General features: G+C 53.1%; 20 protein-coding genes. 10 read left to right on the top strand and 10 right to left on the bottom strand.

All coding sequences use genetic code 11. From position 1 onward, the window contains the following. Positions 1-183 precede the first annotated feature (183 nt). The gene (locus tag ACLD3P_RS21310) at positions 184-621 is read right to left on the bottom strand and encodes an acetyltransferase (protein ID WP_000973248.1); all 438 of its coding nucleotides are present in this window, start codon (positions 619-621) and stop codon (positions 184-186) included. Between the two features lie 156 nt (positions 622-777). On the opposite strand from ACLD3P_RS21310, the gene metA reads away from it, so the two are divergent. The 4 genes from metA to aceK all read left to right on the top strand — a co-directional run bounded on the left by metA (position 778) and on the right by aceK (position 6,766). After that, the gene (metA, locus tag ACLD3P_RS21305; RefSeq protein ID WP_131046703.1) at positions 778-1,707 is read left to right on the top strand and encodes a homoserine O-succinyltransferase MetA; all 930 of its coding nucleotides are present in this window, start codon (positions 778-780) and stop codon (positions 1,705-1,707) included. A 268-nt stretch (positions 1,708-1,975) separates the two neighbouring features. Beyond that, positions 1,976-3,577 (top strand): malate synthase A, encoded by a 1,602-nt coding sequence (aceB, locus tag ACLD3P_RS21300; protein ID WP_001069372.1) that lies wholly within the window; start codon positions 1,976-1,978, stop codon positions 3,575-3,577. 31 nt (positions 3,578-3,608) lie between these two features. Further along, positions 3,609-4,913 (top strand): isocitrate lyase, encoded by a 1,305-nt coding sequence (aceA, locus tag ACLD3P_RS21295; RefSeq protein WP_000857882.1) that lies wholly within the window; start codon positions 3,609-3,611, stop codon positions 4,911-4,913. A gap of 101 nt (positions 4,914-5,014) precedes the next feature. Then, positions 5,015-6,766: a bifunctional isocitrate dehydrogenase kinase/phosphatase gene (gene aceK / locus ACLD3P_RS21290; protein WP_001137277.1), complete on the top strand. Its 1,752-nt coding sequence runs from the start codon at positions 5,015-5,017 to the stop codon at positions 6,764-6,766. On the opposite strand, the gene ACLD3P_RS21285 is transcribed toward aceK, so the two are convergent. Together ACLD3P_RS21285 and iclR are read right to left on the bottom strand one after the other, a co-directional pair. After that, positions 6,730-7,137 carry an ASCH domain-containing protein gene (locus tag ACLD3P_RS21285; RefSeq protein ID WP_010989091.1) on the bottom strand — a complete coding sequence of 136 codons (408 nt, stop codon included), beginning with the start codon at positions 7,135-7,137 and terminating at the stop codon, positions 6,730-6,732. The genes aceK and ACLD3P_RS21285 overlap by 37 nt on opposite strands. A 10-nt stretch (positions 7,138-7,147) precedes the next feature. Further along, entirely contained in the window at positions 7,148-7,972 is an 825-nt protein-coding gene (gene iclR / locus ACLD3P_RS21280; RefSeq protein WP_000226430.1) for a glyoxylate bypass operon transcriptional repressor IclR, read from the bottom strand. A 306-nt stretch (positions 7,973-8,278) separates the two neighbouring features. Here iclR and metH point away from each other — a divergent pair, with 306 nt between their 5' ends. Then, a complete protein-coding gene (gene metH / locus ACLD3P_RS21275; RefSeq protein ID WP_131046702.1) occupies positions 8,279-11,962 on the top strand; it encodes a methionine synthase in 3,684 nt (1,227 codons plus the stop codon). Between the two features lie 266 nt (positions 11,963-12,228). Next, entirely contained in the window at positions 12,229-13,860 is a 1,632-nt protein-coding gene (locus ACLD3P_RS21270; protein ID WP_000956811.1) for a Na/Pi cotransporter family protein, read from the top strand. A gap of 89 nt (positions 13,861-13,949) precedes the next feature. On the opposite strand, the gene pepE is transcribed toward ACLD3P_RS21270, so the two are convergent. Next, on the bottom strand, positions 13,950-14,639 hold the full coding sequence (gene pepE / locus ACLD3P_RS21265; protein ID WP_000421776.1) for a dipeptidase PepE: 690 nt from the start codon (positions 14,637-14,639) through the stop codon (positions 13,950-13,952). A gap of 71 nt (positions 14,640-14,710) precedes the next feature. Here pepE and ACLD3P_RS21260 point away from each other — a divergent pair, with 71 nt between their 5' ends. The 3 genes from ACLD3P_RS21260 to rluF are packed head-to-tail and all read left to right on the top strand — an operon-like array spanning position 14,711 to position 16,301. Continuing rightward, positions 14,711-14,791 carry a hypothetical protein gene (locus ACLD3P_RS21260; protein ID WP_079944709.1) on the top strand — a complete coding sequence of 27 codons (81 nt, stop codon included), beginning with the start codon at positions 14,711-14,713 and terminating at the stop codon, positions 14,789-14,791. Between the two features lie 55 nt (positions 14,792-14,846). Beyond that, positions 14,847-15,386: a DUF2058 domain-containing protein gene (locus ACLD3P_RS21255; RefSeq protein WP_001096724.1), complete on the top strand. Its 540-nt coding sequence runs from the start codon at positions 14,847-14,849 to the stop codon at positions 15,384-15,386. 45 nt (positions 15,387-15,431) lie between these two features. Then, positions 15,432-16,301: a 23S rRNA pseudouridine(2604) synthase RluF gene (gene rluF / locus ACLD3P_RS21250; protein ID WP_000954606.1), complete on the top strand. Its 870-nt coding sequence runs from the start codon at positions 15,432-15,434 to the stop codon at positions 16,299-16,301. Here rluF and ACLD3P_RS21245 read toward each other — a convergent pair. The 6 genes from ACLD3P_RS21245 to lysC form a co-directional block, all read right to left on the bottom strand. Further along, a complete protein-coding gene (locus ACLD3P_RS21245; RefSeq protein WP_001207628.1) occupies positions 16,298-16,570 on the bottom strand; it encodes a DUF3811 domain-containing protein in 273 nt (90 codons plus the stop codon). The two genes, rluF and ACLD3P_RS21245, sit on opposite strands and share 4 nt — an antisense overlap. 210 nt (positions 16,571-16,780) lie before the next feature. Next, entirely contained in the window at positions 16,781-17,539 is a 759-nt protein-coding gene (locus ACLD3P_RS21240; protein WP_001068171.1) for a DeoR/GlpR family DNA-binding transcription regulator, read from the bottom strand. Further along, positions 17,526-18,389, bottom strand: coding sequence for a Cof-type HAD-IIB family hydrolase (locus ACLD3P_RS21235; protein WP_076937651.1), 864 nt, complete (start codon positions 18,387-18,389; stop codon positions 17,526-17,528). The genes ACLD3P_RS21240 and ACLD3P_RS21235 overlap by 14 nt, the downstream gene beginning before the upstream one ends. Positions 18,390-18,405: 16 nt before the next feature. Then, positions 18,406-19,245 carry a hypothetical protein gene (locus ACLD3P_RS21230; protein ID WP_000472332.1) on the bottom strand — a complete coding sequence of 280 codons (840 nt, stop codon included), beginning with the start codon at positions 19,243-19,245 and terminating at the stop codon, positions 18,406-18,408. Between the two features lie 23 nt (positions 19,246-19,268). After that, positions 19,269-20,858 (bottom strand): PTS sugar transporter, encoded by a 1,590-nt coding sequence (locus ACLD3P_RS21225; RefSeq protein WP_000716847.1) that lies wholly within the window; start codon positions 20,856-20,858, stop codon positions 19,269-19,271. 378 nt (positions 20,859-21,236) lie between these two features. Then, entirely contained in the window at positions 21,237-22,586 is a 1,350-nt protein-coding gene (gene lysC / locus ACLD3P_RS21220; protein WP_000136394.1) for a lysine-sensitive aspartokinase 3, read from the bottom strand. Positions 22,587-22,930: 344 nt separating this feature from the next. On the opposite strand from lysC, the gene pgi reads away from it, so the two are divergent. After that, positions 22,931-24,580, top strand: coding sequence for a glucose-6-phosphate isomerase (pgi, locus tag ACLD3P_RS21215; RefSeq protein ID WP_000790036.1), 1,650 nt, complete (start codon positions 22,931-22,933; stop codon positions 24,578-24,580). The last annotated feature ends 150 nt before the right edge of the window (positions 24,581-24,730 follow it).

Raw genomic sequence — 24,730 nt, 5'->3', positions numbered from 1 at the left:
CTGGTAAGAGAGCCTTACAGGCGCATCTGAAAAACCTCCGGCTATGCCGGAGGATATTTATTGCGTGTGTGGTAACTGTAAAACCGTAGGCCTGATAAGCGCAGCGCCATCAGGCAACCTGCACCGCCGGATGGCAGCTTCGCCTTATCCGGCCTACATGCACTTATCAGGCAGCGCCACTACTCACGGATAAATTAAATTCAACAATGGATACGGTTTCCCAAGATCGTCGACCTCCGAACGTCCCGTCACCTTAAATCCCATTTTCTTATAAAATCCAACAGCTTGTGTATTTTGCTCGTTAACATTGGTTGTCAACCCCGGCGCCAGTGTTAACGCATGTTCAACTAATCTCTTACCGATACCCTGACCACGCACGTCCGGATCGACAAACAGCGCATCCATATGTTCGCCGGTAAGCAGCATAAATCCTACCGGCTCATCCTGATCGGTCACTGCAACCCATAGTGGCGCTTCTGGCAGAAAATCGCTCACCAGTTCTTCCAGTTCGGCCCGATAAGCGTTTGACAGAAAATCGTGCGTGGCATCGACTGAGCGACGCCAGATCGCAATCAGTTTTTCCCCTTCCTCATGCCTTGAACGGCGAATGTTAATCATCATCTTCACTCCTTTTTTGCTTACTTCTATTCTAATGCAAATGCTGTCGTGAAACTTTCTCACCTTGAACTTGCAGACTCGACATTCGCCTGATTTTTGAGTATCTTCAGCTATCTGGATGTCTAAACGTTTAAACGTATGTCGTGAGGTTATCAGGTTATGCCGATTCGCGTGCTGGACGAGCTACCCGCCGTCAATTTTTTACGTGAGGAGAATGTCTTCGTCATGACGACTTCTCGCGCATCAGGTCAGGAAATTCGCCCGCTAAAGTTACTTATCCTTAACCTGATGCCGAAGAAGATTGAAACGGAAAATCAGTTTCTGCGTTTGCTATCGAACTCGCCATTGCAGGTCGATATTCAACTACTGCGGATAGATGCCCGCGAGTCGAGGAACACGCCAGCCGAGCACCTGAATAACTTTTACTGTAACTTCGACGATATCTGCGATCAGAACTTTGATGGGCTTATCGTGACCGGAGCGCCGCTGGGTCTGGTGGAATTTAATGACGTGGCTTACTGGCCGCAGATTAGGCAGGTGCTGGAATGGGCGAAAGATCACGTTACTTCGACGCTATTTGTCTGTTGGGCCGTTCAGGCTGCACTCAATATTCTGTATGGTATCCCCAAGCAGACCCGTACAGATAAACTTTCCGGCGTCTATGAACATCACATCCTTCATCCTCATGCTCTGTTGACGCGTGGTTTTGATGATTCGTTTCTTGCGCCACACTCACGCTATGCCGATTTCCCGGCGGCGCTAATACGGGATTATACGGATCTTGAAATTCTGGCCGAAACAGAAGAAGGGGATGCGTACCTGTTTGCCAGCAAAGATAAACGTATTGCGTTTGTCACCGGTCATCCTGAATATGACGCTCATACGTTAGCGGGTGAATATTTTCGTGACGTTGAGGCCGGGTTAAATCCGGAGGTTCCGTACAACTATTTCCCAAAAAACGATCCGCAAAACATACCGCGCGCAACCTGGCGCAGCCACGGTAATTTACTGTTTACTAACTGGCTCAACTATTATGTCTACCAGATTACGCCATATGATCTGCGTCACATGAATCCAACCCTGGATTAATCTTCTGCTTCTGACGAGCCTAAAGCGTTTCAGCATGTTGAATCAGGCACCTTCGGGTGCCTTTTTTATTTCCGAAACGCACCTCATCATGTAATTAAATTTAATTTATATTGTTATCAATAGGTTAATGCATAATTAAATTAAAAATGGAAATTGTTTTTGATTTTGAAATTTAATTGAGTAGTCTTAGTTGTGTTGAACGAAAAGCGCACAGTGATCCTTCGTTCGCATTGGGGACGTATCTGGATCAACAACGAGGAGCTGCATGATGAATCCACAGGCAACCACAACTGATGAATTAACCTTTACCAGGCCGCAAGGTGAGCTGGAAAAGCAAGTCCTGACCGCTGAGGCAGTCGAGTTTTTGACGGAGTTAGTTACCCGTTTTACGCCAAAACGCAATAAACTCCTGGCTGCACGTATCCAGCAACAGCAGGATATTGATAACGGTAAGTTGCCTGATTTTATTTCGGAAACCACTTCCATTAGAGAAAGTAATTGGCAGATTCGTGGTATTCCGGCGGATTTACAGGATCGCCGAGTAGAAATTACCGGGCCGGTTGAACGTAAAATGGTGATTAATGCCCTGAACGCAAACGTGAAAGTGTTTATGGCGGATTTTGAAGACTCGCTGGCGCCGGACTGGAATAAAGTTATTGATGGTCAAATCAACCTGCGTGATGCGGTGAACGGCACCATTAGCTATACCAACGAAGCCGGAAAAATCTATCAGCTCAAGCCCGATCCGGCCGTATTGATTTGTCGTGTACGTGGTCTACATCTGCCAGAAAAACATGTTACCTGGCGGGGGGAAGCCATTCCCGGCAGCCTGTTTGATTTTGCTCTGTACTTTTTCCACAACTATAAAGCGCTGCTCGCTAAAGGTAGCGGCCCGTATTTTTACCTGCCGAAAACGCAAGCCTGGCAGGAGGCAGCCTGGTGGAGCGAAGTCTTCAGCTACGCCGAAGACCGCTTTAACCTGCCGCGCGGTACGATCAAAGCGACCCTGTTGATTGAAACGCTGCCGGCTGTTTTCCAGATGGATGAGATTCTTCATGCGCTGCGTGATCATATCGTCGGTCTCAACTGTGGTCGCTGGGATTATATTTTCAGCTATATCAAAACGTTGAAAAATCACCCGGATCGCGTCTTGCCGGACAGGCAGGTGGTAACGATGGACAAACCGTTTCTGAGCGCCTACTCGCGCCTGCTGATCAAAACCTGTCACAAGCGCGGCGCGTTCGCGATGGGCGGTATGGCGGCGTTTATCCCGAGCAAAGACGTTGAACGCAACAATCAGGTCCTTGCCAAAGTGAAAGCGGATAAAGCGCTGGAAGCGAACAACGGCCACGACGGCACGTGGATTGCGCATCCCGGGTTGGCGGATACCGCAATGGCCGTCTTTAACGAGGTACTGGGCGAGCACAAAAATCAGCTGTTCATTACCCGTGATGAAGATGCGCCGATTACCGCCGAGCAGTTACTGGAGCCATGTGAAGGCGAACGTACAGAAGCGGGAATGCGCGCCAATATTCGCGTGGCAGTGCAGTACATTGAAGCGTGGATCTCCGGTAATGGCTGTGTACCGATTTACGGTCTGATGGAGGATGCCGCGACGGCGGAAATCTCACGAACCTCTATCTGGCAGTGGATTCACCATGAGAAAACACTGAGCAATGGAAAACCCGTAACGAAAACGCTTTTCCGCGAAATGTTGGCGGAAGAGATGCGGGTAATCCAGGACGAACTGGGCGAGCACCGCTACAGCAGCGGGCGCTTCGACGATGCCGCACGTCTGATGGAGCAAATCACCACCTCAGATGACTTAATCGACTTCCTCACCCTGCCGGGCTATCGCTTACTGGCTTAATTCACCACATAACAATATGGAGCATCTGCACATGAAAACCCGTACTCAACAAATCGAAGAATTACAGAAAGAGTGGACACAACCGCGCTGGGAAGGCATCACCCGCCCGTACAGCGCGGAGGAGGTGGTGAAATTACGCGGCTCGGTTAACCCTGAATGCACGCTGGCGCAGCTCGGCGCCGCGAAAATGTGGCGGCTGTTGCACGGTGAAGCGAAAAAAGGCTATATCAACAGCCTTGGCGCGCTGACTGGCGGTCAGGCGTTGCAGCAGGCGAAAGCCGGTATTGAGGCGATTTATCTTTCAGGCTGGCAGGTGGCGGCAGATGCCAACCTTGCATCCAGCATGTATCCGGATCAATCGTTGTACCCGGCAAACTCTGTTCCGGCGGTAGTGGATCGGATCAACAACACTTTCCGTCGTGCAGATCAGATCCAGTGGGCATCCGGTATTGAACCCAACGATCCGCGCTATGTGGATTACTTCCTGCCGATCGTTGCTGATGCGGAAGCCGGTTTTGGCGGCGTTCTGAATGCCTTCGAACTGATGAAATCGATGATTGAAGCCGGTGCAGCGGCCGTTCACTTCGAAGATCAGCTGGCGTCGGTGAAGAAATGCGGCCATATGGGCGGCAAGGTGCTGGTCCCCACGCAGGAGGCGATTCAGAAACTGGTTGCTGCGCGTCTGGCCGCTGATGTGATGGGCGTCCCGACGCTGGTGATTGCGCGTACCGATGCGGATGCGGCAGATCTGATCACCTCCGACTGCGATCCCTATGACAGCGGTTTTATTACCGGCGAACGCACCAGCGAAGGTTTTTACCGCACCCATGCGGGCATTGAGCAGGCGATCAGCCGCGGTCTGGCGTATGCCCCGTATGCCGATCTGGTGTGGTGCGAAACCTCTACGCCGGATCTCGAACTGGCGCGTCGTTTTGCCGATGCTATCCACGCGAAGTATCCGGGCAAACTGCTGGCCTATAACTGTTCGCCATCCTTCAACTGGCAGAAGAATCTGGACGACAAGACCATTGCCAGCTTCCAGCAGCAGTTGTCGGACATGGGTTACAAATACCAGTTTATTACCCTGGCGGGCATCCACAGCATGTGGTTCAACATGTTCGACCTGGCGCATGCATACGCGCAGGGCGAGGGCATGAAGCACTATGTTGAGAAGGTTCAACAACCCGAGTTCGCCGCGGCGAAAGACGGCTACACCTTTGTTTCCCACCAGCAGGAAGTGGGTACTGGTTACTTCGACAAAGTCACCACCATTATTCAGGGCGGCGCGTCATCTGTTACCGCGTTAACGGGTTCCACCGAAGAATCGCAGTTTTGATTGATGCCCGGTGGCGCTGCGCTTACCGGGCCTACAGATAGCGTAGGCCGGATAAGCGAACGCGCCATCCGGCATGACGTGGTGCCGGATGAGGGAAAAAAATGCCGCGTGGCCTGGAATTACTGATTGCTCAAACCATCCTGCAAGGCTTTGACGCGCAGTATGGTCGATTTCTGGAAGTGACTTCCGGCGCGCAGCAGCGTTTTGAACAGGCCGACTGGCACGCCGTCCAACAGGCGATGAAAAGCCGTATCCACCTCTATGATCATCATGTGGGTCTGGTGGTGGAGCAACTGCGCTGTATTACCGATGGAAAAAGTACCGACGCGGATTTCCTTTTACGCGTTAAAGAGCATTACACCCGGCTGTTGCCGGATTACCCGCGCTTCGAGATTGCGGAGAGCTTTTTCAACTCCGTTTATTGCCGGTTATTTGACCACCGCTCGTTAACACCCGAGCGGTTGTTTATTTTCAGTTCGCAACCGGAGCGTCGCTTCCGTACTATCCCGCGCCCGCTGGCCAAAGACTTCTTTCCCGATCACGGTTGGGAGACGCTGTTGATGCGCATACTCAGTGATTTACCGCTGCGTCTGCCCTGGCAGAATAAAAGCCGGGATATCCGCTATATTATCGCGCACCTGACTGAAACACTGGGCGAGGACGCGCTACCTCGCTGCCATGTCCAGGTGGCGAATGAGTTGTTTTACCGTAATAAAGCGGCCTGGCTGGTAGGTAAATTAACCACACCTGACGGTACGCTGCCGTTTTTACTGCCGATTCATCGCACTGATGAGGGTGAACTGTTTGTCGATACCTGCCTGACCACCACGGCAGAAGCGAGCATTGTGTTTGGTTTTGCCCGCTCTTATTTTATGGTGTATGCGCCGCTGCCTGCCGCGCTGGTTGAGTGGTTGCGTGAAATCCTGCCGGGTAAAACCACTGCCGAACTGTATATGGCGATTGGCTGCCAGAAACATGCGAAAACCGAAAGCTACCGCGAATATTTATGTTATCTGGCTGAAAGTGATGAGAAATTCATTGAGGCGCCTGGTATCCGCGGCATGGTGATGCTGGTGTTTACCCTGCCAGGTTTCGACCGGGTATTTAAAATCATTAAAGACAAATTCGCCCCGCAGAAAGAGATGTCTGCCGCCCATGTGCGTGCCTGTTATCAACTGGTAAAAGAGCATGATCGCGTCGGTCGTATGGCGGATACCCAGGAGTTTGAGAATTTCGTACTGGATAAACGGCAAATTGATCCGGCGCTGATGGCGCTGTTACGGCAAGAAGTGCCAGAGAAGATTACCGATCTTGGGGAACATATCGTCATTCGCCATCTCTATATTGAACGTCGCATGGTGCCACTCAATATCTGGCTGGAACAGGTAGAAGGCCAGCAGTTGCGCGATGCGATAGAAGAATATGGTAATGCGATTCGCCAGCTTGCCGCCGCTAATATTTTCCCCGGCGATATGTTGTTTAAAAACTTTGGCGTTACCCGTCATGGCCGCGTGGTGTTCTACGACTACGATGAAATTTGCTACATGACGGAAGTGAATTTCCGCGATATTCCGCCAGCGCGTTATCCGGAAGACGAACTGGCCAGCGAACCCTGGTATAGCGTCTCGCCGGGTGATGTTTTCCCGGAGGAGTTTCGCCACTGGCTGTGTGCCGATCCGCGTATCGGGCCATTGTTTGAAGAGATGCATGCCGACCTGTTTCGCGCCGATTACTGGCGCGCGCTACAGACGCGTATTAAAGAAGGGCATGTAGAAGATGTGTATGCCTATCGTCGTCGCCAGCGCTTTAGCGTGCGTTACGGCGCGATCTCAAGTACGGCGAACTCTTCGTAAACCAGTTCCATCTCCGGCGACCAATTACCCTCGCGCTCAAAAAAGGCCCGGTGTGCCGCTTGCCAGTACGCCAGGCTAAGATCGCCTTCGCCTTCCAGTGCGGCGAGATCGGCGCTCATCTCGTTAAAACGGATCAGCCTGAGCGCCAGCGTGCGTATGACGCACACGGCGTCGCCTGTGCCGTTGAGCACAATGTGATATGACCCGGGCGTGACAGGGGGCTGCTCTTTCTGATAGCTAACCAGCGAGCTACAGGTGCCACGCTTTTTACCGGCGACCACTAGCGCCGCCAGCTCGTCGGCCAGCGCCGGCGAATCACCGAAAGACCAACAGAAGGCCTGTGGGTACTTCTCCTGCCAGTATAATTTCAGGCTGCTCATTTCAGCGAGTTCCACCATAGGCCAGCGTCACCTCTTTCGCCGCTTTAATCACCATGGCGCCAAGTTCGGTGACGCGATCGTCAGTAATGCGTGAGCAGGGGCCGGAAATAGAGAGGGCCGCAAACGGTTCGCGGTGTTCGTCATAAATACACGAGGCCACGCAGCGCAGACCGAGCGCATGTTCTTCGTCGTCAAAGGAATAGCCGCGCTTGCGTGTTTGGGCGAGGTCATCTTTCAGATGGATCGGCGACACCAGCGTCGCATGGGTATAAGCGTGCAACCCCTTGCGGTGCAGCAGACTGGTAACCTGTTCCTCACTGAGCTGTGATAAAAACGCCTTGCCCGCGCCAGAGGCGTGCATGGGCAGCTTGCCGCCAATAGGGGCGGACATGCGCATCAGCTGCGTACACTGCACCTGGTCGATAATAATGGCCTGATGGTCGCTCTGGTCGAGTACGGCAAGGTTTACCGTTTCGCCGGAGTCCTCCATCAGTTTGCGCAAAATCGGATGGACAATCGCCAGCAGATTACGGCTCTGTAAGAAGCTGCTGCCGACGATAAACGCGTGTGCGCCTACGGCCCAGTGGCCCAGCTCACCGACCTGGCGGACAAAACCCTGCTGCTGCATGGTGGTGAGTAGACGGTGAGTCGTGGAATTAGGCAAACCCGCCTGTTGCGCCAGTTCGGTCAGCGCGACGCTGCCGTTGGACTCGGCAATCCACTCCAGCAGCTTCAGACCGCGAGTTAAAGACTGAACCTGCCCGGTTACGGGTGCAGTGGTAGCGGCAGGTTTTCTCCCGCGTTTCGCGGGAACAGGGGCAACCATGGCAGACTCCTTTTTCTGTATCGTGGAAATCATTTTCGTTTTATTCAATTATAATGCAAGAGTTCCTGAACTGATCGGATGAGTGACATCACAGGATGCCCGATGGCGCTTCGCTTATCAGGCCTACGCTTTGGGAGCCGCCAAAGTAATTTGTAGGCTGGATAGGGCGCTTGCGCCGCCATCCGGCAAAACGGAACCAATAGCGCCAGCAAGCTGAACATGTCTCATGTTGCCCGTTGTTCTCTTTTCCGCCAGCACGCTTTGTGCCAGTATGGCTCGTTACGTGGAGCGTTGTCGGGAGCGAGTGTGAGCAGCAAAGTTGAACAACTGCGTGCGCAGTTAAATGAACGTATTCTGGTGCTGGACGGCGGTATGGGCACCATGATCCAGAGCTATCGTCTACATGAAGAAGATTTCCGCGGGGAGCGCTTTGCCGACTGGCCCTGCGACCTGAAAGGCAACAATGACCTGCTGGTACTCAGCAAGCCGGAGGTGATCGCCGCTATCCACAACGCCTACTTTGAGGCTGGCGCGGATATCATCGAAACCAACACCTTTAACTCGACAACCATTGCGATGGCGGATTACCGGATGGAATCCCTGTCGGCGGAAATTAACTATGCGGCGGCCAAACTGGCGCGCGCCTGCGCCGATGAATGGACGGCGCGAACACCAGAAAAACCACGCTTTGTTGCGGGCGTGCTTGGTCCAACTAACCGCACGGCCTCCATTTCGCCGGACGTCAACGACCCGGCGTTTCGTAATATCACCTTCGATCAGCTGGTGGCGGCCTACCGTGAATCCACTAAAGCGCTGGTGGAAGGTGGCGTAGATCTGATTCTGATTGAGACCGTCTTTGACACCCTGAATGCGAAAGCGGCGGTGTTTGCGGTGAAAGAGGAGTTTGAGGCGTTGGGCGTAGACTTGCCGATCATGATTTCCGGCACCATCACCGACGCTTCCGGGCGAACGCTTTCCGGCCAGACGACCGAAGCCTTTTATAACTCGCTGCGCCACGCCGAGGCGCTCACTTTTGGCCTTAACTGCGCGCTGGGGCCAGATGAACTGCGCCAGTACGTCCAGGAACTGTCGCGGATTGCCGAATGCTACGTCACCGCGCACCCGAACGCCGGCCTGCCGAACGCTTTCGGCGAGTACGACCTCGACGCCGACACCATGGCGAAACAGATTCGCGAATGGGCGGAAGCGGGCTTCCTGAATATCGTTGGCGGCTGCTGTGGCACTACGCCGGAGCATATCGCCGCCATGAGCCGCGCCGTTGCCGGTTTGCCGCCGCGCCAGCTGCCGGATATCCCGGTTGCCTGCCGCCTTTCCGGCCTGGAGCCGCTGAACATTGGCGACGACAGCCTGTTTGTCAACGTCGGCGAACGTACCAACGTCACCGGTTCGGCCAAATTTAAACGGCTGATCAAAGAAGAGAAATACAGCGAAGCGCTGGATGTTGCCCGTCAGCAGGTAGAAAGCGGCGCGCAGATTATTGATATCAATATGGATGAGGGGATGCTCGACGCCGAAGCGGCGATGGTGCGTTTCCTCAGCCTGATTGCCGGTGAGCCGGATATTGCCCGTGTACCAATCATGATCGACTCCTCCAAATGGGAGGTTATCGAAAAAGGGCTGAAGTGCATTCAGGGTAAAGGCATCGTCAACTCTATTTCGATGAAAGAGGGCGTGGAAGCTTTTATTCATCATGCGAAGTTGCTACGTCGCTACGGCGCGGCAGTGGTGGTGATGGCCTTTGATGAGCAGGGGCAGGCCGATACCCGCGAGCGTAAAATCGAGATTTGCCGCCGGGCGTACAAAATTCTCACCGAAGAGGTGGGCTTCCCGCCGGAAGACATTATCTTCGACCCGAACATTTTCGCCGTGGCGACCGGTATTGAAGAGCACAACAACTACGCGCAGGACTTTATCGGCGCTTGCGAAGATATTAAACGCGAGCTGCCGCACGCGCTGATCTCCGGCGGCGTGTCTAACGTGTCCTTCTCGTTCCGCGGCAACGACCCGGTACGTGAGGCTATCCACGCGGTATTCCTCTACTACGCCATCCGCAACGGCATGGACATGGGCATCGTCAACGCCGGACAGCTGGCTATCTACGACGACCTGCCCGCCGAGCTGCGCGATGCGGTTGAAGATGTCATTCTTAACCGTCGCGATGACGGCACTGAGCGTCTGCTGGAGCTGGCGGAGAAATATCGCGGCAGCAAAACCGACGAAGCTGCCAGTGCCCAGCAGGCGGAATGGCGTAGCTGGGACGTGAAAAAGCGTCTCGAATACTCGCTGGTGAAAGGCATTACCGAATTTATCGAACAGGATACCGAAGAAGCCCGCCAGCAGGCCGCCCGTCCGATTGAGGTGATTGAAGGCCCGCTGATGGATGGCATGAACGTGGTCGGCGACCTGTTCGGCGAAGGGAAAATGTTCCTGCCGCAGGTGGTGAAATCCGCCCGCGTGATGAAACAAGCGGTGGCCTACCTGGAGCCGTTTATTGAAGCCAGCAAAGAAAAAGGCTCCAGCAACGGCAAGATGGTCATCGCCACCGTGAAGGGCGATGTGCACGACATTGGCAAGAACATCGTTGGCGTGGTGCTGCAATGCAACAACTACGAAATCGTCGATCTTGGCGTGATGGTGCCAGCGGAGAAAATCCTCAGAACGGCGCGTGAAGTGAATGCCGATCTGATTGGTCTTTCCGGGCTTATCACCCCGTCGCTGGACGAAATGGTCAACGTGGCGAAAGAGATGGAGCGTCAGGGCTTTACTATTCCGCTACTGATCGGCGGCGCAACCACTTCGAAAGCGCACACCGCGGTGAAAATCGAGCAGAACTACAGCGGTCCGACGGTCTACGTGCAGAATGCTTCGCGTACCGTGGGCGTGGTGGCGGCGCTACTCTCCGACACCCAGCGCGATGACTTTGTCGCCCGTACCCGCAAAGAGTACGAAACCGTGCGTATTCAGCACGCCCGCAAAAAACCGCGCACGCCGCCGGTCACGCTGGAAGCGGCGCGCGATAATGATCTGGCGTTCGATTGGGAACGCTACACTCCGCCAGTAGCCCACCGTCTGGGCGTGCAGGAGGTGGAAGCCAGCATCGAAACTCTGCGCAACTACATCGACTGGACGCCGTTCTTTATGACCTGGTCGCTGGCCGGCAAATACCCGCGCATTCTGGAAGATGAGGTGGTGGGCGTTGAGGCGCAGCGTCTGTTTAAAGACGCCAATGATATGCTGGATAAACTGAGCGCGGAGAAACTGTTGAATCCGCGTGGCGTGGTGGGCCTGTTCCCGGCGAACCGCATCGGCGATGACATCGAAATCTATCGCGACGAAACCCGTACTCATGTTCTGACGGTCAGCCACCACCTGCGCCAGCAGACCGAGAAAGTTGGTTTTGCTAACTACTGTCTGGCGGATTTTGTCGCGCCGAAACTGTCCGGAAAAGCGGACTACATCGGCGCGTTTGCAGTCACCGGCGGTCTTGAAGAAGACGCCCTGGCTGATGCTTACGAAGCGCAACACGACGACTATAACAAGATCATGGTGAAAGCGATTGCCGACCGTCTGGCGGAAGCGTTTGCCGAGTATCTGCATGAGCGTGTACGTAAGGTTTACTGGGGATATGCGCCGAACGAGAGCCTGAGTAACGACGAATTAATCCGCGAAAACTACCAGGGGATTCGCCCGGCGCCGGGTTATCCTGCCTGCCCGGAACATACCGAAAAAGGCACTATCTGGCAGCTACTGGATGTCGAAAAACACACCGGGATGAAGCTCACCGAATCTTTCGCCATGTGGCCTGGCGCGTCGGTCTCCGGCTGGTACTTCAGCCATCCTGAGAGCAAATACTTCGCGGTAGCGCAGATCCAACGCGATCAGGTGACAGATTATGCTTTCCGTAAAGGAATGAGCGTTGAGGACGTTGAGCGGTGGCTGGCGCCGAACCTGGGTTACGATGCGGACTGATTCATAAAATCGTCACTTTTCCTTACAACATACAAGGCGCTCATTGGGTGCCTTGTCTCTTTCTTACAATTAAACCCTTATACTGAAGGAAGGCTCTACGCTGAATTTGCCGGATGGCGGCGTAAACGCCTTATCCAGCATACCGTATTACGTATGGTAAGCCCGGTGGCGTGCAACGCCAGCAGGCCTTAACGCTGTGCGCCATCAGGCAATTTATCGCAAGTGAGCTTCAGGAAAACGTATAACGATAAGGAGAACCTGACGCCGTGTTAACTTTGCTCCATCTACTTTCTGCCGTTGCGCTGTTGGTATGGGGAACACATATCGTTCGTACTGGCGTAATGCGCGTGTTTGGCGCGCGTTTACGCACTGTCCTCAGCCGCAGCGTGGAAAAGAAACCGCTCGCCTTTTGTGCGGGTATCGGTGTTACCGCGCTGGTACAAAGCAGTAACGCCACCACTTTATTGGTAACGTCGTTTGTCGCCCAGGATCTTGTCGCCCTGACGCCAGCTCTGGTGATTGTGCTGGGCGCCGATGTGGGTACTGCGCTAATGGCGCGTATTCTCACCTTTGATTTGTCGTGGCTATCGCCGCTGCTGATTTTTATTGGCGTGATTTTCTTTTTGGGACGTAAGCAGTCCCGCGCCGGGCAGCTGGGTCGCGTCGGTATCGGGCTTGGCCTGATTCTACTGGCGCTGGAGCTGATTGTGCAGGCAGTGACGCCGATCACTCAGGCTAATGGCGTGCAGGTCATTTTCGCGTCGCTGACGGGCGACATTATGCTGGATGCGCTGATTGGCGCGATGTTCGCTATTATCAGTTATTCCAGCCTGGCGGCGGTGTTGCTGACGGCGACCCTGACGGCGGCGGGGATTATATCGTTCCCGGTGGCGTTGTGCCTGGTCATCGGCGCTAATCTGGGATCGGGGCTGCTGGCGATGCTCAATAACAGCGCCGCCAATGCTGCCGCGCGTCGCGTAGCGCTCGGCAGCCTATTGTTCAAATTGATCGGCAGCCTGGTCATCCTGCCGTTTGTCCATCCGCTGGCGAATCTGATGGATGAGCTATCGCTACCGAAATCAGAGCTGGTGATCTATTTCCACGTTTTCTATAACCTGGTGCGCTGCCTGGCGATGGTGCCATTTGCCGAGCTGATGGCGCGTTTTTGTAAACGAATTATTCGTGATGAGCCTGAACTGGATACCCATCTGAAGCCGAAACATCTGGATGTCAGCGCGCTGGATACGCCAACGCTGGCGCTGGCTAATGCTGCCCGCGAGGTGTTGCGCATTGGCGATGCGATGGAACAGATGATGGAAGGGCTAAAAAAGGTCATGCACGGCGAGCCGCGTGAAGAGAAAGCGCTGCGCAAGCTGGCGGATGACGTTAACGTGCTCTACACCGCGATTAAGCTTTATCTGGCGCGAATGCCAAAAGACGAGCTGGCGGCGGAGGAGTCCCGTCGGTGGGCGGAGATTATTGAGATGGCCCTGAACCTCGAACAGGCGTCGGATATTATCGAGCGAATGGGCAGCGAGATTGCCGACAAGTCGCTGGCGGCGCGTCGGGCATTTTCAGAAGAAGGATTGAAAGAGCTGGATGCGCTTTACGATCAACTGCTCAGTAATCTGCAACTGGCGATGTCGGTCTTTTTCTCCGGCGATGTCACCAGCGCCCGTCGGTTGCGCCGCAGTAAACATCGCTTCCGTATACTTAATCGCCGATACTCACATGCGCATGTCGACCGCCTGCACCAGCAGAACGTGCAAAGCATTGAAACCAGCTCGCTTCATTTAGGGCTGCTGGGCGATATGAAGCGTCTTAACTCACTGTTCTGTTCGGTCGCCTATAGCGTACTGGAACAGCCGGATCAGGACGAGGAACGGGGCGAGTATTAAGTGAAATGCCGGATGGCGGTGTAAACGTCTTCCGGCCTACGGAGAACATGCGTGTAGGCCCGTCATTCGGCATTCAATGTGGCCAGAGATTAAAAGCGATGACCCGCTTCCAGCGCCACGGCCTCTTCGCCCGCTTTAAACACCCAGGTGGTATTCGGGCCGCCGAGAACCGCCTGGCCGTTGCTCACCTGAATCCAGTTACCTTCCGGCAAACCAATCACAGTCAGTTCCGGCGCGACCACCAGCAGTTCGCGAATACGCTGCTCGCGGGTCTCGCCCTTATGACCTTCCGGCAAGGCGTTAGTGAAGTGAGGATTAATTTGCAGCGGGAACAGATCCAGCGCGTCGAAACCGTTTGGATCGACGATCGGCATATCGTTGGTCGTGCGGATAGTCGGGCAGGCAAGGTTGGCGCCCGCGCTCCAGCCGATATACAGCGCGCCGCGTTTTACCCTGTCCGCCATCGGCGCCAGCAGCCCGCGTTCACGCGATTCTTTCAGTAGCTGGAAGGTATTTCCGCCGCCGACAATAATGATTTCCGCTTTCTCAATCGCCGCAAGCGGATCGGCGACACGATGAATCCCTGTGACGTTTATCCCTAATGGCGCAAGCACCTCTGCGGTTTTATCCGTGTACTCGTCCCATGTTTGCGTGACGCCGGCAAACGGAATAAACACGGCTGAGCGTCGACCGTTCAATTGATTCGCTATCAGCGGCAGAGCGTGTTCCAGCCAGGCTTTACCCGGCAGCGTCGAGTTACTTAATAAAAGCAGTTCCATTACTTCTCCACCTCATCAGGAAATGTCAAAACGTAATAATGCTACCATTATCCATTTAATGTCTTACTGATATGGCTCATGATGTTATGCGTGCCACAGGCAAAGCGCGGTCGCTAAAAGTGACGACAGGCCAGATCTGCCATCTGGTATAGCCTGAAAAATTACAGGTATAATCCGCAAAATTATTTAACACGTTTAGAGACGAAAATGGCAAAACTGACCTTACAAGAGCAACTGCTACAAGCGGGATTAGTGACCAGCAAAAAAATGGCCAAAGTCCAGCGCACGGCTAAAAAATCACGCGTTCAGGCTCGTGAGGCCAGAGAGGCGGTGGAAGAAAATAAAAAGGCGCAACTTGAGCGTGATAAACAACTCAGTGAACAGCAAAAACAAGCGGTTTTAGCGAAAGAGTTTAAAGCTCAGGTTAAGCAACTTATTGAAATGAATAGAATCAATGTATCTAAAGGCGATATTGGTTTTAACTTCACCGATAATAACGTCATCAAAAAAATAGACGTGGATAAGCTCACTCAGACGCAACTGATTAATGGGCGTCTCGCGATTGCGCGTTTGGTTATCAATAACAGCGGTGAATGTGAATATGCAATTATTCCCGCGAGCGTCGCCGATAAAATCGCACAACGAGATGCGGACAGTATTGTCGTAAACAGTGCGCTGAGTCAGGAAGAGCAGGACGAAGATGATCCGTATGCCGATTTTAAAGTTCCCGACGATTTGATGTGGTAAGTCACATTCCCGACGTTTATGTAGAAAATTTCTCAGAGAGTAAATATGCTGACTGACACATCTATCCGGCTTAATAAATATATCAGTGAAAGCGGCATCTGTTCGCGTCGCGAGGCGGACCGTTTTATCGAACAGGGCAATGTCTTTATCAACGGCAAACGCGCCGCCATTGGCGATCAGGTAGTCGCCGGGGATGTTGTTAAAGTAAATGGTCGGTTGATTGAGCCGCGAGAAGCGGATGATTTAGTGCTGATTGCGCTGAATAAACCGGTTGGCATTGTCAGTACCACTGAAGACGGCGAACGCGACAATATTGTCGATTTTGTGAACCACAGCAAACGTATCTTCCCGATTGGTCGTCTGGATAAAGATTCGCAGGGGCTGATATTTCTGACTAACCACGGCGATCTGGTCAATAAGATTCTGCGTGCCGGTAACGATCACGAAAAAGAGTATCTGGTGACGGTGGATAAACCGATTACCGACGAGTTTATACGCGGTATGGGCGCTGGCGTGCCGATTCTGGGTACCGTCACCAAAAAATGTAAGGTGAAAAAAGAGGCGCCGTTTGTCTTTCGCATCACCCTGGTGCAGGGATTAAACCGTCAGATCCGTCGTATGTGTGAATACTTTGGTTATGAAGTGACGAAACTGGAGCGTACGCGCATTATGAACGTCAGCCTGAGCGGGATTCCGCTGGGCGAGTGGCGCGATCTGACGGACGATGAGCTGATCGATCTGTTTAAATTGATTGAGCGTTCCTCTTCCGAAGCCAAACCAAAGGCCAAAGCGAAGCCGAAAACCACGGGTATTAAGCGACCGGTCGTTGCGATCGAAAAAAGCAATGAGAAAGCGCGCCCGGCATCAAGCGGTAAGCGCTTTACCTCGCCGGGACGAAAGAAGAAAGGACGTTAACGTCTGCCGCGCGTCGGCGTATTCGCCGACCAGGAGAATGACGCTTCCGTATCGGGTTTATACGCCTGCTTTTTCTTCAACTGGCGGGCTTTTTTCGCTTCAGCCTCACGCAGCGCCATCAGCTTATCGATGTACTCCTTTTTTACGCTGTTGGTCTCAGAATTGGTCAGCGGACGCCCGTGCGCAATACGGGCGCGGTCCAGCAACGTTTTCAGTTCGCGCTGTTCGCGCTCGGTCATCTCTTTTTGAGTAATGCGGGGGAGTGCCATACGGGTGCCCTCAGTTAGCCGATGCATTTAGAGCCTATCCCATTAGGGCTATTTTACTTGCCATTTTAGACCTGGGCAGTGCTCAAAATCCTCACGTACTACGTGTACGCTCCGGTTTTTGCGCGCTGTCCGTGTCCAAACTGGCTGCGCCAATAACGCCTGGTGGGATAGGCTCTTAGTCTACGGCAATACGCAACGGGCGGATAGCGCTCAGTCAGCAATCCGCAGCTTTCCGGCGAAATCCTGTGGCGTATAACCCGTTGACGTAAATCCTTTATCCGTGATGATGTTATCGATTTCTTTTACGCTTGCGATGCACATCACACCGTCCTGACCAAATTTGGTATGGTCGGCGAGAATCACTGATTTTTTGCTCATCGCAATCATGGCTTTGGCAACGTAGGCTTCTTCAAAGCTCTTCACCAACACGCCATGCTGGGGAGAAATGCCGCCAGCGCCAATAAAACAGATATCCGCGTGAATTGCGTTAATCTGCTGACACACCGAGACGCCGAGGTTGGCGCGAAAATGGTAATCATATTCGCCGCCTAATACATACACGCGGGCCTGCAGGTTATGCTCTTTAATTTTATCGGCAATCAGGGCTGAATTGGTAATCACGGAAAAAGCGAGAGGCGGTAATTGCTCGGCCAGAATAAGGTTAGTTGTACAGGAGTCAATAAACAATGTATCCCGTTCACTGACCATTTCGGCGGCAAGTTTGCCAATCGCTATTTTCTCTTCGCGATGCGCCTCTATTCTTGCGCTAAACGCATCCTCCTGGACAACTTGCTTTTTGACTGCGCCCCCATGAATCTTAGTGATTTTGCCTTCAGATTCCAGTAAGGAGAGATCGCGACGAATGGTTTCTGAGGTGACGTTGAGCATTTCCGATAATTTAATAACGGTGACTTCACCGAATTTGTTTAATTCATCAAGAATATGTTTTCGTCTTTTAATTGGATTCATTATCTTTCGCCGCCGTCAACCTTTGGCGCATGGTAACTGGATGCGTCAGGCAACGCAACCACTCCAACGCATGGACGATACCCTCCTCATCATTCGTGGCAGTCACATAGTCGGCCTGCCGCTTTACTGCATCCGGCGCGTTGCCCATTGCGATGCTGATTCCGGCAGCGGCAAACATGCTGACATCATTCTGCTGATCGCCAATCGCGACCACCTTGTCAGAAGATATATTTAAATAATGAATTAATTGTTCTATTATGCACCCTTTATTTACATCGGATCTTTGAATATCAATATAATTTTCTCCCGTGACAACCGCATAATATCCACAAGGCAGGTGATTATTCACTTCTGTACACAGAGTATCTATCTCCGAAGATGCGGCAACAAGTGTAATTTTATATATATTGCGACGATTAAAGATATTTTCTGCAGTTTCAGTTATAAGCTGTAACCCAAATAAGCGGGCTTCATATGTTGTCCAGGGCGCAATTAGTCTATCGTCACGATGGTAAATTGCTTCGGCACTAAAAAAATGGTGGTGATAGCGGGAAAGAGAAATATGCTGGTCAATATTCCACAGGTCTGTGGCGGTCAGCGGGGCAGCATGAATAATGCGCTGCTCCGCCATCTCCAGAAGGTGTCCGCAGTTAAAACCGGCGCACCAGCTAAACAACCTATCAACCTGTTGTTGGCGTAGCAGGCGTACCATTGAGGAGACCGGTCTGGCGGAACATGCCGCCAGTAGACCACCGTTCTGGCGGAACGCAATCAGCGCCTGGCGCGTGCGCGGGCTGATTGTTTTCTGCGAGGTGAGTAATGTTCCATCCAGATCGGTGATCAACAACATCTCTCGTTCCCTGATATCAATGAACAATAAAAGGCGTAACGGCTTCTTTGGCGGCGTTGCACACCATGTTGTCGATAGCCGTACCGACCACCAAAATATTGACTCCGGTATCTTTAAACGCTTTCGCGTTGGCGAGGTTAATCCCGCCTTCCGCCAGCGTCGGAACATCCACCGCGCCGACCAACGCCCGCAGGCGATCTTTAATCATCTGCGGGATATCGCCTGCCGCTACGCCTTCATAGCTCATGCCGGTCATCAGACCAATCATATCCACGCCGATATCCTGCATCCGCTTCGCCACGCTGGCGACCTCTTCCGGCGTGCGTGCAGGAATACCGAAAGTATGCAGATCGTCAGGATGGCCAATATAGGCATCGACGGTCAGACCATATTGATGGGCGAGATTAACGATGTCCTGCAGATCGTCCCAGTCGGATTTATGCGTATGTAAACCATCGGCTCCAGCGCGGGCAATCTCCAGAATTTCCGTTTCGCTGAGCGGCACCGGTAAGGTTTCGGTAAAACCGCCGGCGATACCAACGGTGATAAAAATATCGTCCGGGACCACATTACGCACACCGTGTACGGCCTCAGCCATCTGGCTATTGGTGATTTCGTGACGAATCTGCTCCGCCGCGTGCATGTTGCTCACGCCTTTGTGTCCACGCGCCAGCGCCAACGCAGGGTGGTTCGGCTCCAGTAGCTTAACGCCAGCCTCACACACGGCTTTCGCCAGGCGCGCATCGTCGCCGGTTATTCCTGTGCTGAGGATGGTTTGCCCGCCGTGAAGTGTGATGGCTTCTTTCACTTTCTGTAACGCTTTGGCGCGTTTTTTATTCATATCGCCTTTAAACATGGTGTACCTCTGGTGTTGGTGCATTAATTAACGGCTGTCGTTGTTGATTCGCTCTGTACGACAGGTTTGAAACGGTTAGCAATAATGGTGGTAAGGCAGGTCATCGCCATTGTGGCAATCATTACGATGGCCATCTGGAGCGCATTGCTGGATAAGAACGGTGAGGCGAAAGCCGGAACATAGGCCACCCCTTTGACGTTAAAAAAGCCCAGCATCATGCCGCCCATTCCGGCCCAAAAAATGGCGGAGCCAAAAACAATTTTGTTGGCGAACATGAAGGGATAGGCGGATTCAACAAAGGTGCCAAAGCCCAGGTTAATGAGCAGGCCCGGCGTAGCAACGGCAGCTTCGCTTTTTTCACGCGGGGCGATCACATTGGCAAGGTTAATACCTGCGGCCACCATCACCAGACCGACCATATCGACCGCGCCGAGGAAGCTGACGCCGGATTTTTCCATCTCCAGCAGCACCAACGGCAGGATCACCGCGTGATAGACGCCGCCGAGAATGGCAGGCCAGATAACCAGACCAGCCAGCAGCCCGGCAAGAATTGGGCTGAATGCCAGCGTGCTTTCGATAGCCAGTTTAATGTAATTACCCGCAGATAGCGCCAGCGGACTCAGCAGATAGTGCATGATTAACCCAGCGGCAAGGCCCGATATCCCACCGGCGACGATGTTGACGGTAGTCATTGGGAAGCGCCAGTTCAGGCACAGCTCGAACAGCCAACGGACGAAAATCCCCGCCATTACACCGCCGATAATGCCGCCGATAAGACCGCCCTCTACGGAAAGCACGCCAGCGACGACTCCGGCCACAATTGAAACTTCATCCAGTTCGGAAATCTGTTTTGCCGCCAGTACCGCGACTAACACCGGCAGACCTTTTAGTAATATTTCAAAGATATCGTTAAGTTTTTCCAGTCCTGGTATGTGGCTCAGGGCGAGTACAATCGCCATGGCGATAAAGCCTGGTAGCGCAGGGATCATGATGCTACGAATGTTAAAACGTTTGAGCAGGCTTTTTCCGGAACCGCTCTGCGAGGGCGAAGCGCTACCCAACTGTGGTTTGTACTTGATACCCCAATGTTTACACAGTGACGCCACGAAGGAGACGGCGCGGGTACGGCTGGTGGTGCCGGTTGTTCCGGAGGTCGCGACCACATTCGCCCCCTTTGCCGCCACCAGCGCCATGGAGGTTCCCCCGGTGCCGACAATCGGTGTTTTCATCTCAACGGCGGCGGCAAAAACGGCCTGGTTCGCCTTTACCGGATCGGCGCTCATTACCACGATCCCATCGATCTCACCGCAGCGGATCATCTCAGCGATTTGGCGATCGCTTTCTACTACCGAGGTGTTTACCTCCGAAAGTTTGCCCTGAAATATGCGCTGTGGTTTTTGTTGGTTTTCTGTGGTTAATGCATAAACCGATGCCGGGGTATCCGGTTTGGCGACGTCCATCGAGGCTTCTGCCGCGATAAACTGTACGGCGGCCACATTTACGCCCGCAGCCTCACACTGCTGATAAATCTCCTGGAGTAACTTCTCTGGCTCGGCGCCACCCAGGTTGTAGAGGTTGCCTCCACTGCTTCCAATAATCGCAATTTTTTTCATAGCGGCCTCAAATAGGGTAAGGGGGTTATCTGTGTTGTAGTGCAATCATAATTCCAACTAAAACAAAATAAAGCAACAATGAAAAAGTGGGCTTATACCAAAAGATATCAATTTTTAAATGTAACTCATTAAAATATAATGATTAATTTATGTTTTTGCTTTGTGTTGTTTTGTGTGGTTTTGTGACGAGGTTCAAAATGGGGAGTGCATAAATAGGGGAAAGTTGCCCATGTTGATGGGACGAGTAGGGTGTTGCGGATTCCTGAGCAGTATTCCGCCGGCAGCGCCTGGCGCGGGAACCGCCGGATGACGTGCCTGCGTCGCCATCCGGCAGCGTATTGCGCTGATAGCGCTCACCTGCTGTCGTGCCAGGGCGATTTATTCAAATAAGTTCTGATGCAGCTTTTGCACCACTTTCTCGGCATCGTCTCCCGGCACGAGGAAGCACAGATTGTGGCTGGAGGCGCCGTAACAAATCATGCGAATGTTGAACGGTTCCAGGACGCCAAACACTTCTTTACCAACACCGCAGGCTTTTGACAGGTTGTTGCCAATCAGCGCGACCAGCGCCAGTCCTTCTTCGACTTCTACCCGACACAGTGCGGAAAGCTCCATCAATAAGGATTGGGTCAGTAACGTATCGCCCGTGGAGGTGGAGCCGGTAGTATCCAGCGTCAGCGCGACGCTCACCTCCGAAGTGGTAATCAGATCTACCGAAATATTATGCCGCGCCAGAATGCCGAACACCTCTGCCAGGAAACCTCGCGAGTGCAGCATATTCAGGCTGTGCAGCGTCAATAGCGTTTGATTGCGGCGCAGCGCCAGCGCACGGAACAGCGGCGGGTTTTGGGTTTTATTGCACACCAGCGTACCGCCCGCTTGCGGATCTTTACTGGATCCAACGAAGACCGGGATATCGCTACGCACGGCCGGGAGTAAGGTGGCTGGATGCAGTACTTTTGCGCCGAAGGTTGCCATCTCTGCCGCTTCTTCAAAGTCGATTTCATCAATTCGCTGCGCGACGGGCACCACGCGCGGGTCGGTGGTGTAAATACCGGGCACATCTGTCCAGATATCAACCCGCGCGGCGTGGAGCGCTTCAGCCAGCAACGCTGCCGTATAGTCGCTGCCGCCGCGGCCTAATGTCGTGGTGCGGCCTTTGCTTTCACTGCCGATAAAGCCCTGAGTAATGACCAAAGTTTCGCTCAGGCGCGGGAGCAACTGCTGCGCGGCCAGTTCCGCAAGCGCTGCGACGTCCGGTTCCGCACGACCAAAGCGATCGCTGGTACGCATCACTTTGCGCACGTCGAACCAGTGGGCCTGTACGTCGCGTTCACGCAGGATCTCAACAAATAGCAGGGTAGACATCAGCTCGCCGTGGCTGACCAGTTCATCGGTCAGGGCTGCCGATGTCGCCAGCGATGCCGCCTCCGCCAGAATAGTGATGTTTTCCAGCAGGCGTTCAATCTCTTCGCGAATGACATTCGGATGACGCAGACGATCAAGGATATCGAACTGGATTTTACGGATGGCGTCGAGCGTAGCGAAACGTTCGCCAGGCTCCATCCCTTCGGCCAGCGCCACCAGCAGATTAGTGATGCCGGCAGACGCGGAAAGCACGACTAAACGAACATTGGCGTCGGAAAGTACGATATCCGCGCTACGGTTCATGGCGTCAAAATCAGCGACGCTGGTACCGCCAAATTTGGAAACAACGATCTCTGTCATATCAACCTCGTGTCAGGAAATGAAAAACGCGACCATGGCACAAGGGCAGAACAGAAACCGGTGCAGGCGCAAATGCAAGTAACGTATTTATAAATAAAAGTTGTGGCCTGGACTGTCAACGTTGGGATTATGCGGATTTTTTATGCTGAGTTTAGGCTCAGTAACAGCGCTTATAACCCCGATACCCACTTGCCGCCTTTCTGCACCTCGAATTATTTAGGGTATATACTTTTTATCCTCATTCGACAGTGCCTGGGGCAACGGCACTAAAACAATCACACTTTTCTGTGACTGGCGTTACAATCGATCCCAGTCACAATTCTCAAATCAGAAGAGTATTGCTAATGAAAAACATCAATCCAACGCAGACTTCTGCCTGGCAGGCGCTCCAGAAACACTACGATGAAATGAAAGACGTTACGATCGCTGAGCTTTTTGCGAACGATAGCGACCGTTTTGCTAAATTTTCCGCGACGTTTGACGATCTGATGCTGGTGGATTTCTCCAAAAACCGCATCACCGAAGAGACGCTGGCAAAATTACAGGATCTGGCGAAAGAGACCGATCTGGCCGGCGCGATTAAATCCATGTTCTCCGGCGAGAAGATCAACCGCACCGAAGATCGCGCCGTGCTGCACGTGGCGCTGCGTAACCGTAGCAATACGCCGATCATTGTGGACGGCAAAGATGTGATGCCGGAAGTGAACGCCGTGCTTGAGAAAATGAAAACTTTCTCGCAAGCGATTATCTCCGGTCAGTGGAAAGGCTACACCGGTAAGGCCATCACCGACGTGGTGAACATCGGTATCGGCGGTTCCGACCTCGGCCCGTTCATGGTGACCGAAGCGCTGCGTCCGTATAAAAATCATCTGACTATGCACTTCGTCTCTAACGTTGATGGTACCCACATCGCTGAAGTGCTGAAAAAAGTGAACCCGGAAACGACTCTGTTCCTGGTGGCGTCGAAAACCTTCACCACGCAGGAAACCATGACCAACGCCCACAGCGCGCGCGACTGGTTCCTGAAAACTGCAGGCGATGAAAAACACGTGGCGAAACACTTTGCTGCGCTCTCCACCAACGCCAAAGCGGTCGGCGAATTTGGTATCGACACGGCCAATATGTTCGAGTTCTGGGACTGGGTCGGCGGTCGTTACTCGCTGTGGTCTGCCATCGGACTGTCCATTATTCTGTCCGTCGGTTTCGACAACTTTGTCGAGCTGCTTTCCGGCGCGCACGCGATGGACAAGCATTTCTCCACCACTCCGGCGGAGAAAAACCTACCCATTCTGCTGGCGTTGATTGGCATCTGGTACAACAATTTCTTCGGCGCGGAAACCGAAGCCATTCTGCCGTACGACCAGTATATGCACCGTTTCGCCGCCTACTTCCAGCAGGGTAACATGGAATCCAACGGTAAATACGTTGACCGTAACGGCAACGCCGTGGATTACCAGACAGGCCCAATTATCTGGGGCGAACCAGGCACCAACGGTCAGCACGCGTTTTATCAATTGATTCACCAGGGTACTAAAATGGTGCCGTGTGATTTTATCGCCCCGGCTATCACCCATAACCCGCTATCCGATCATCATCAGAAGCTGCTGTCTAACTTCTTCGCGCAGACCGAAGCGCTGGCGTTTGGTAAATCCCGCGAGGTGGTTGAGCAGGAATATCGCGATCAGGGTAAAGATCCGGCGCAGCTTGAACACGTTGTGCCATTCAAAGTGTTTGAAGGCAACCGCCCGACCAACTCTATCCTGCTGCGCGAAATTACGCCATTCAGCCTGGGCGCGCTGATTGCGCTGTATGAGCATAAAATCTTTACGCAGGGCGCCATCCTGAACATCTTTACTTTCGACCAGTGGGGCGTTGAGTTGGGTAAACAGTTGGCTAACCGTATTCTGCCGGAGCTGGGCGATGATAAAGCTATTTCGTCCCATGATAGCTCTACCAACGGTCTGATTAACCGTTATAAAGCCTGGCGCGCCTGATGGCGCTGCGCTTATCCGGTCTACGTAATGCATAGCGTCTGTAGGCCGGATAAGGCGTTTCGCCGCCATCCGGCAAAAAGAGAATAAGTGACTAGTCCTGATATAGGTTGACAGTTTTTTGTCTGTAAAACGCCTGATGAACATCATCGG

It is taken from the genome of Salmonella sp. 741265073_HBA (genome assembly GCF_046569105.1).
In the GTDB taxonomy this organism is placed as follows: domain Bacteria; phylum Pseudomonadota; class Gammaproteobacteria; order Enterobacterales; family Enterobacteriaceae; genus Salmonella; species Salmonella enterica.
The sequence above is the reverse complement of the archived record's forward strand: the minus strand, read 5'-3'. Positions and strand labels throughout refer to the sequence as shown.

Bases quoted from the DNA above. Each gene is read 5' to 3' on its own strand.
- ACLD3P_RS21245 (WP_001207628.1), bottom strand. From the start codon at position 16,570: ATGGCACTCCCCCGCATTACTCAAAAAGAGATGACCGAGCGCGAACAG.
- pepE (WP_000421776.1), bottom strand. From the start codon at position 14,639: ATGGAACTGCTTTTATTAAGTAACTCGACGCTGCCGGGTAAAGCCTGG.
- ACLD3P_RS21235 (WP_076937651.1), bottom strand. From the start codon at position 18,389: ATGTTGTTGATCACCGATCTGGATGGAACATTACTCACCTCGCAGAAA.
- ACLD3P_RS21255 (WP_001096724.1), top strand. From the start codon at position 14,847: ATGGCAAAACTGACCTTACAAGAGCAACTGCTACAAGCGGGATTAGTG.
- aceB (WP_001069372.1), top strand. From the start codon at position 1,976: ATGAATCCACAGGCAACCACAACTGATGAATTAACCTTTACCAGGCCG.
- ACLD3P_RS21310 (WP_000973248.1), bottom strand. From the start codon at position 621: ATGATGATTAACATTCGCCGTTCAAGGCATGAGGAAGGGGAAAAACTG.
- metA (WP_131046703.1), top strand. From the start codon at position 778: ATGCCGATTCGCGTGCTGGACGAGCTACCCGCCGTCAATTTTTTACGT.
- ACLD3P_RS21260 (WP_079944709.1), top strand. From the start codon at position 14,711: ATGGCTCATGATGTTATGCGTGCCACAGGCAAAGCGCGGTCGCTAAAA.
- aceK (WP_001137277.1), top strand. From the start codon at position 5,015: ATGCCGCGTGGCCTGGAATTACTGATTGCTCAAACCATCCTGCAAGGC.
- pgi (WP_000790036.1), top strand. From the start codon at position 22,931: ATGAAAAACATCAATCCAACGCAGACTTCTGCCTGGCAGGCGCTCCAG.
- lysC (WP_000136394.1), bottom strand. From the start codon at position 22,586: ATGACAGAGATCGTTGTTTCCAAATTTGGCGGTACCAGCGTCGCTGAT.
- rluF (WP_000954606.1), top strand. From the start codon at position 15,432: ATGCTGACTGACACATCTATCCGGCTTAATAAATATATCAGTGAAAGC.
- iclR (WP_000226430.1), bottom strand. From the start codon at position 7,972: ATGGTTGCCCCTGTTCCCGCGAAACGCGGGAGAAAACCTGCCGCTACC.
- aceA (WP_000857882.1), top strand. From the start codon at position 3,609: ATGAAAACCCGTACTCAACAAATCGAAGAATTACAGAAAGAGTGGACA.
- ACLD3P_RS21225 (WP_000716847.1), bottom strand. From the start codon at position 20,858: ATGAAAAAAATTGCGATTATTGGAAGCAGTGGAGGCAACCTCTACAAC.
- ACLD3P_RS21240 (WP_001068171.1), bottom strand. From the start codon at position 17,539: ATGAATCCAATTAAAAGACGAAAACATATTCTTGATGAATTAAACAAA.
- ACLD3P_RS21230 (WP_000472332.1), bottom strand. From the start codon at position 19,245: ATGTTTAAAGGCGATATGAATAAAAAACGCGCCAAAGCGTTACAGAAA.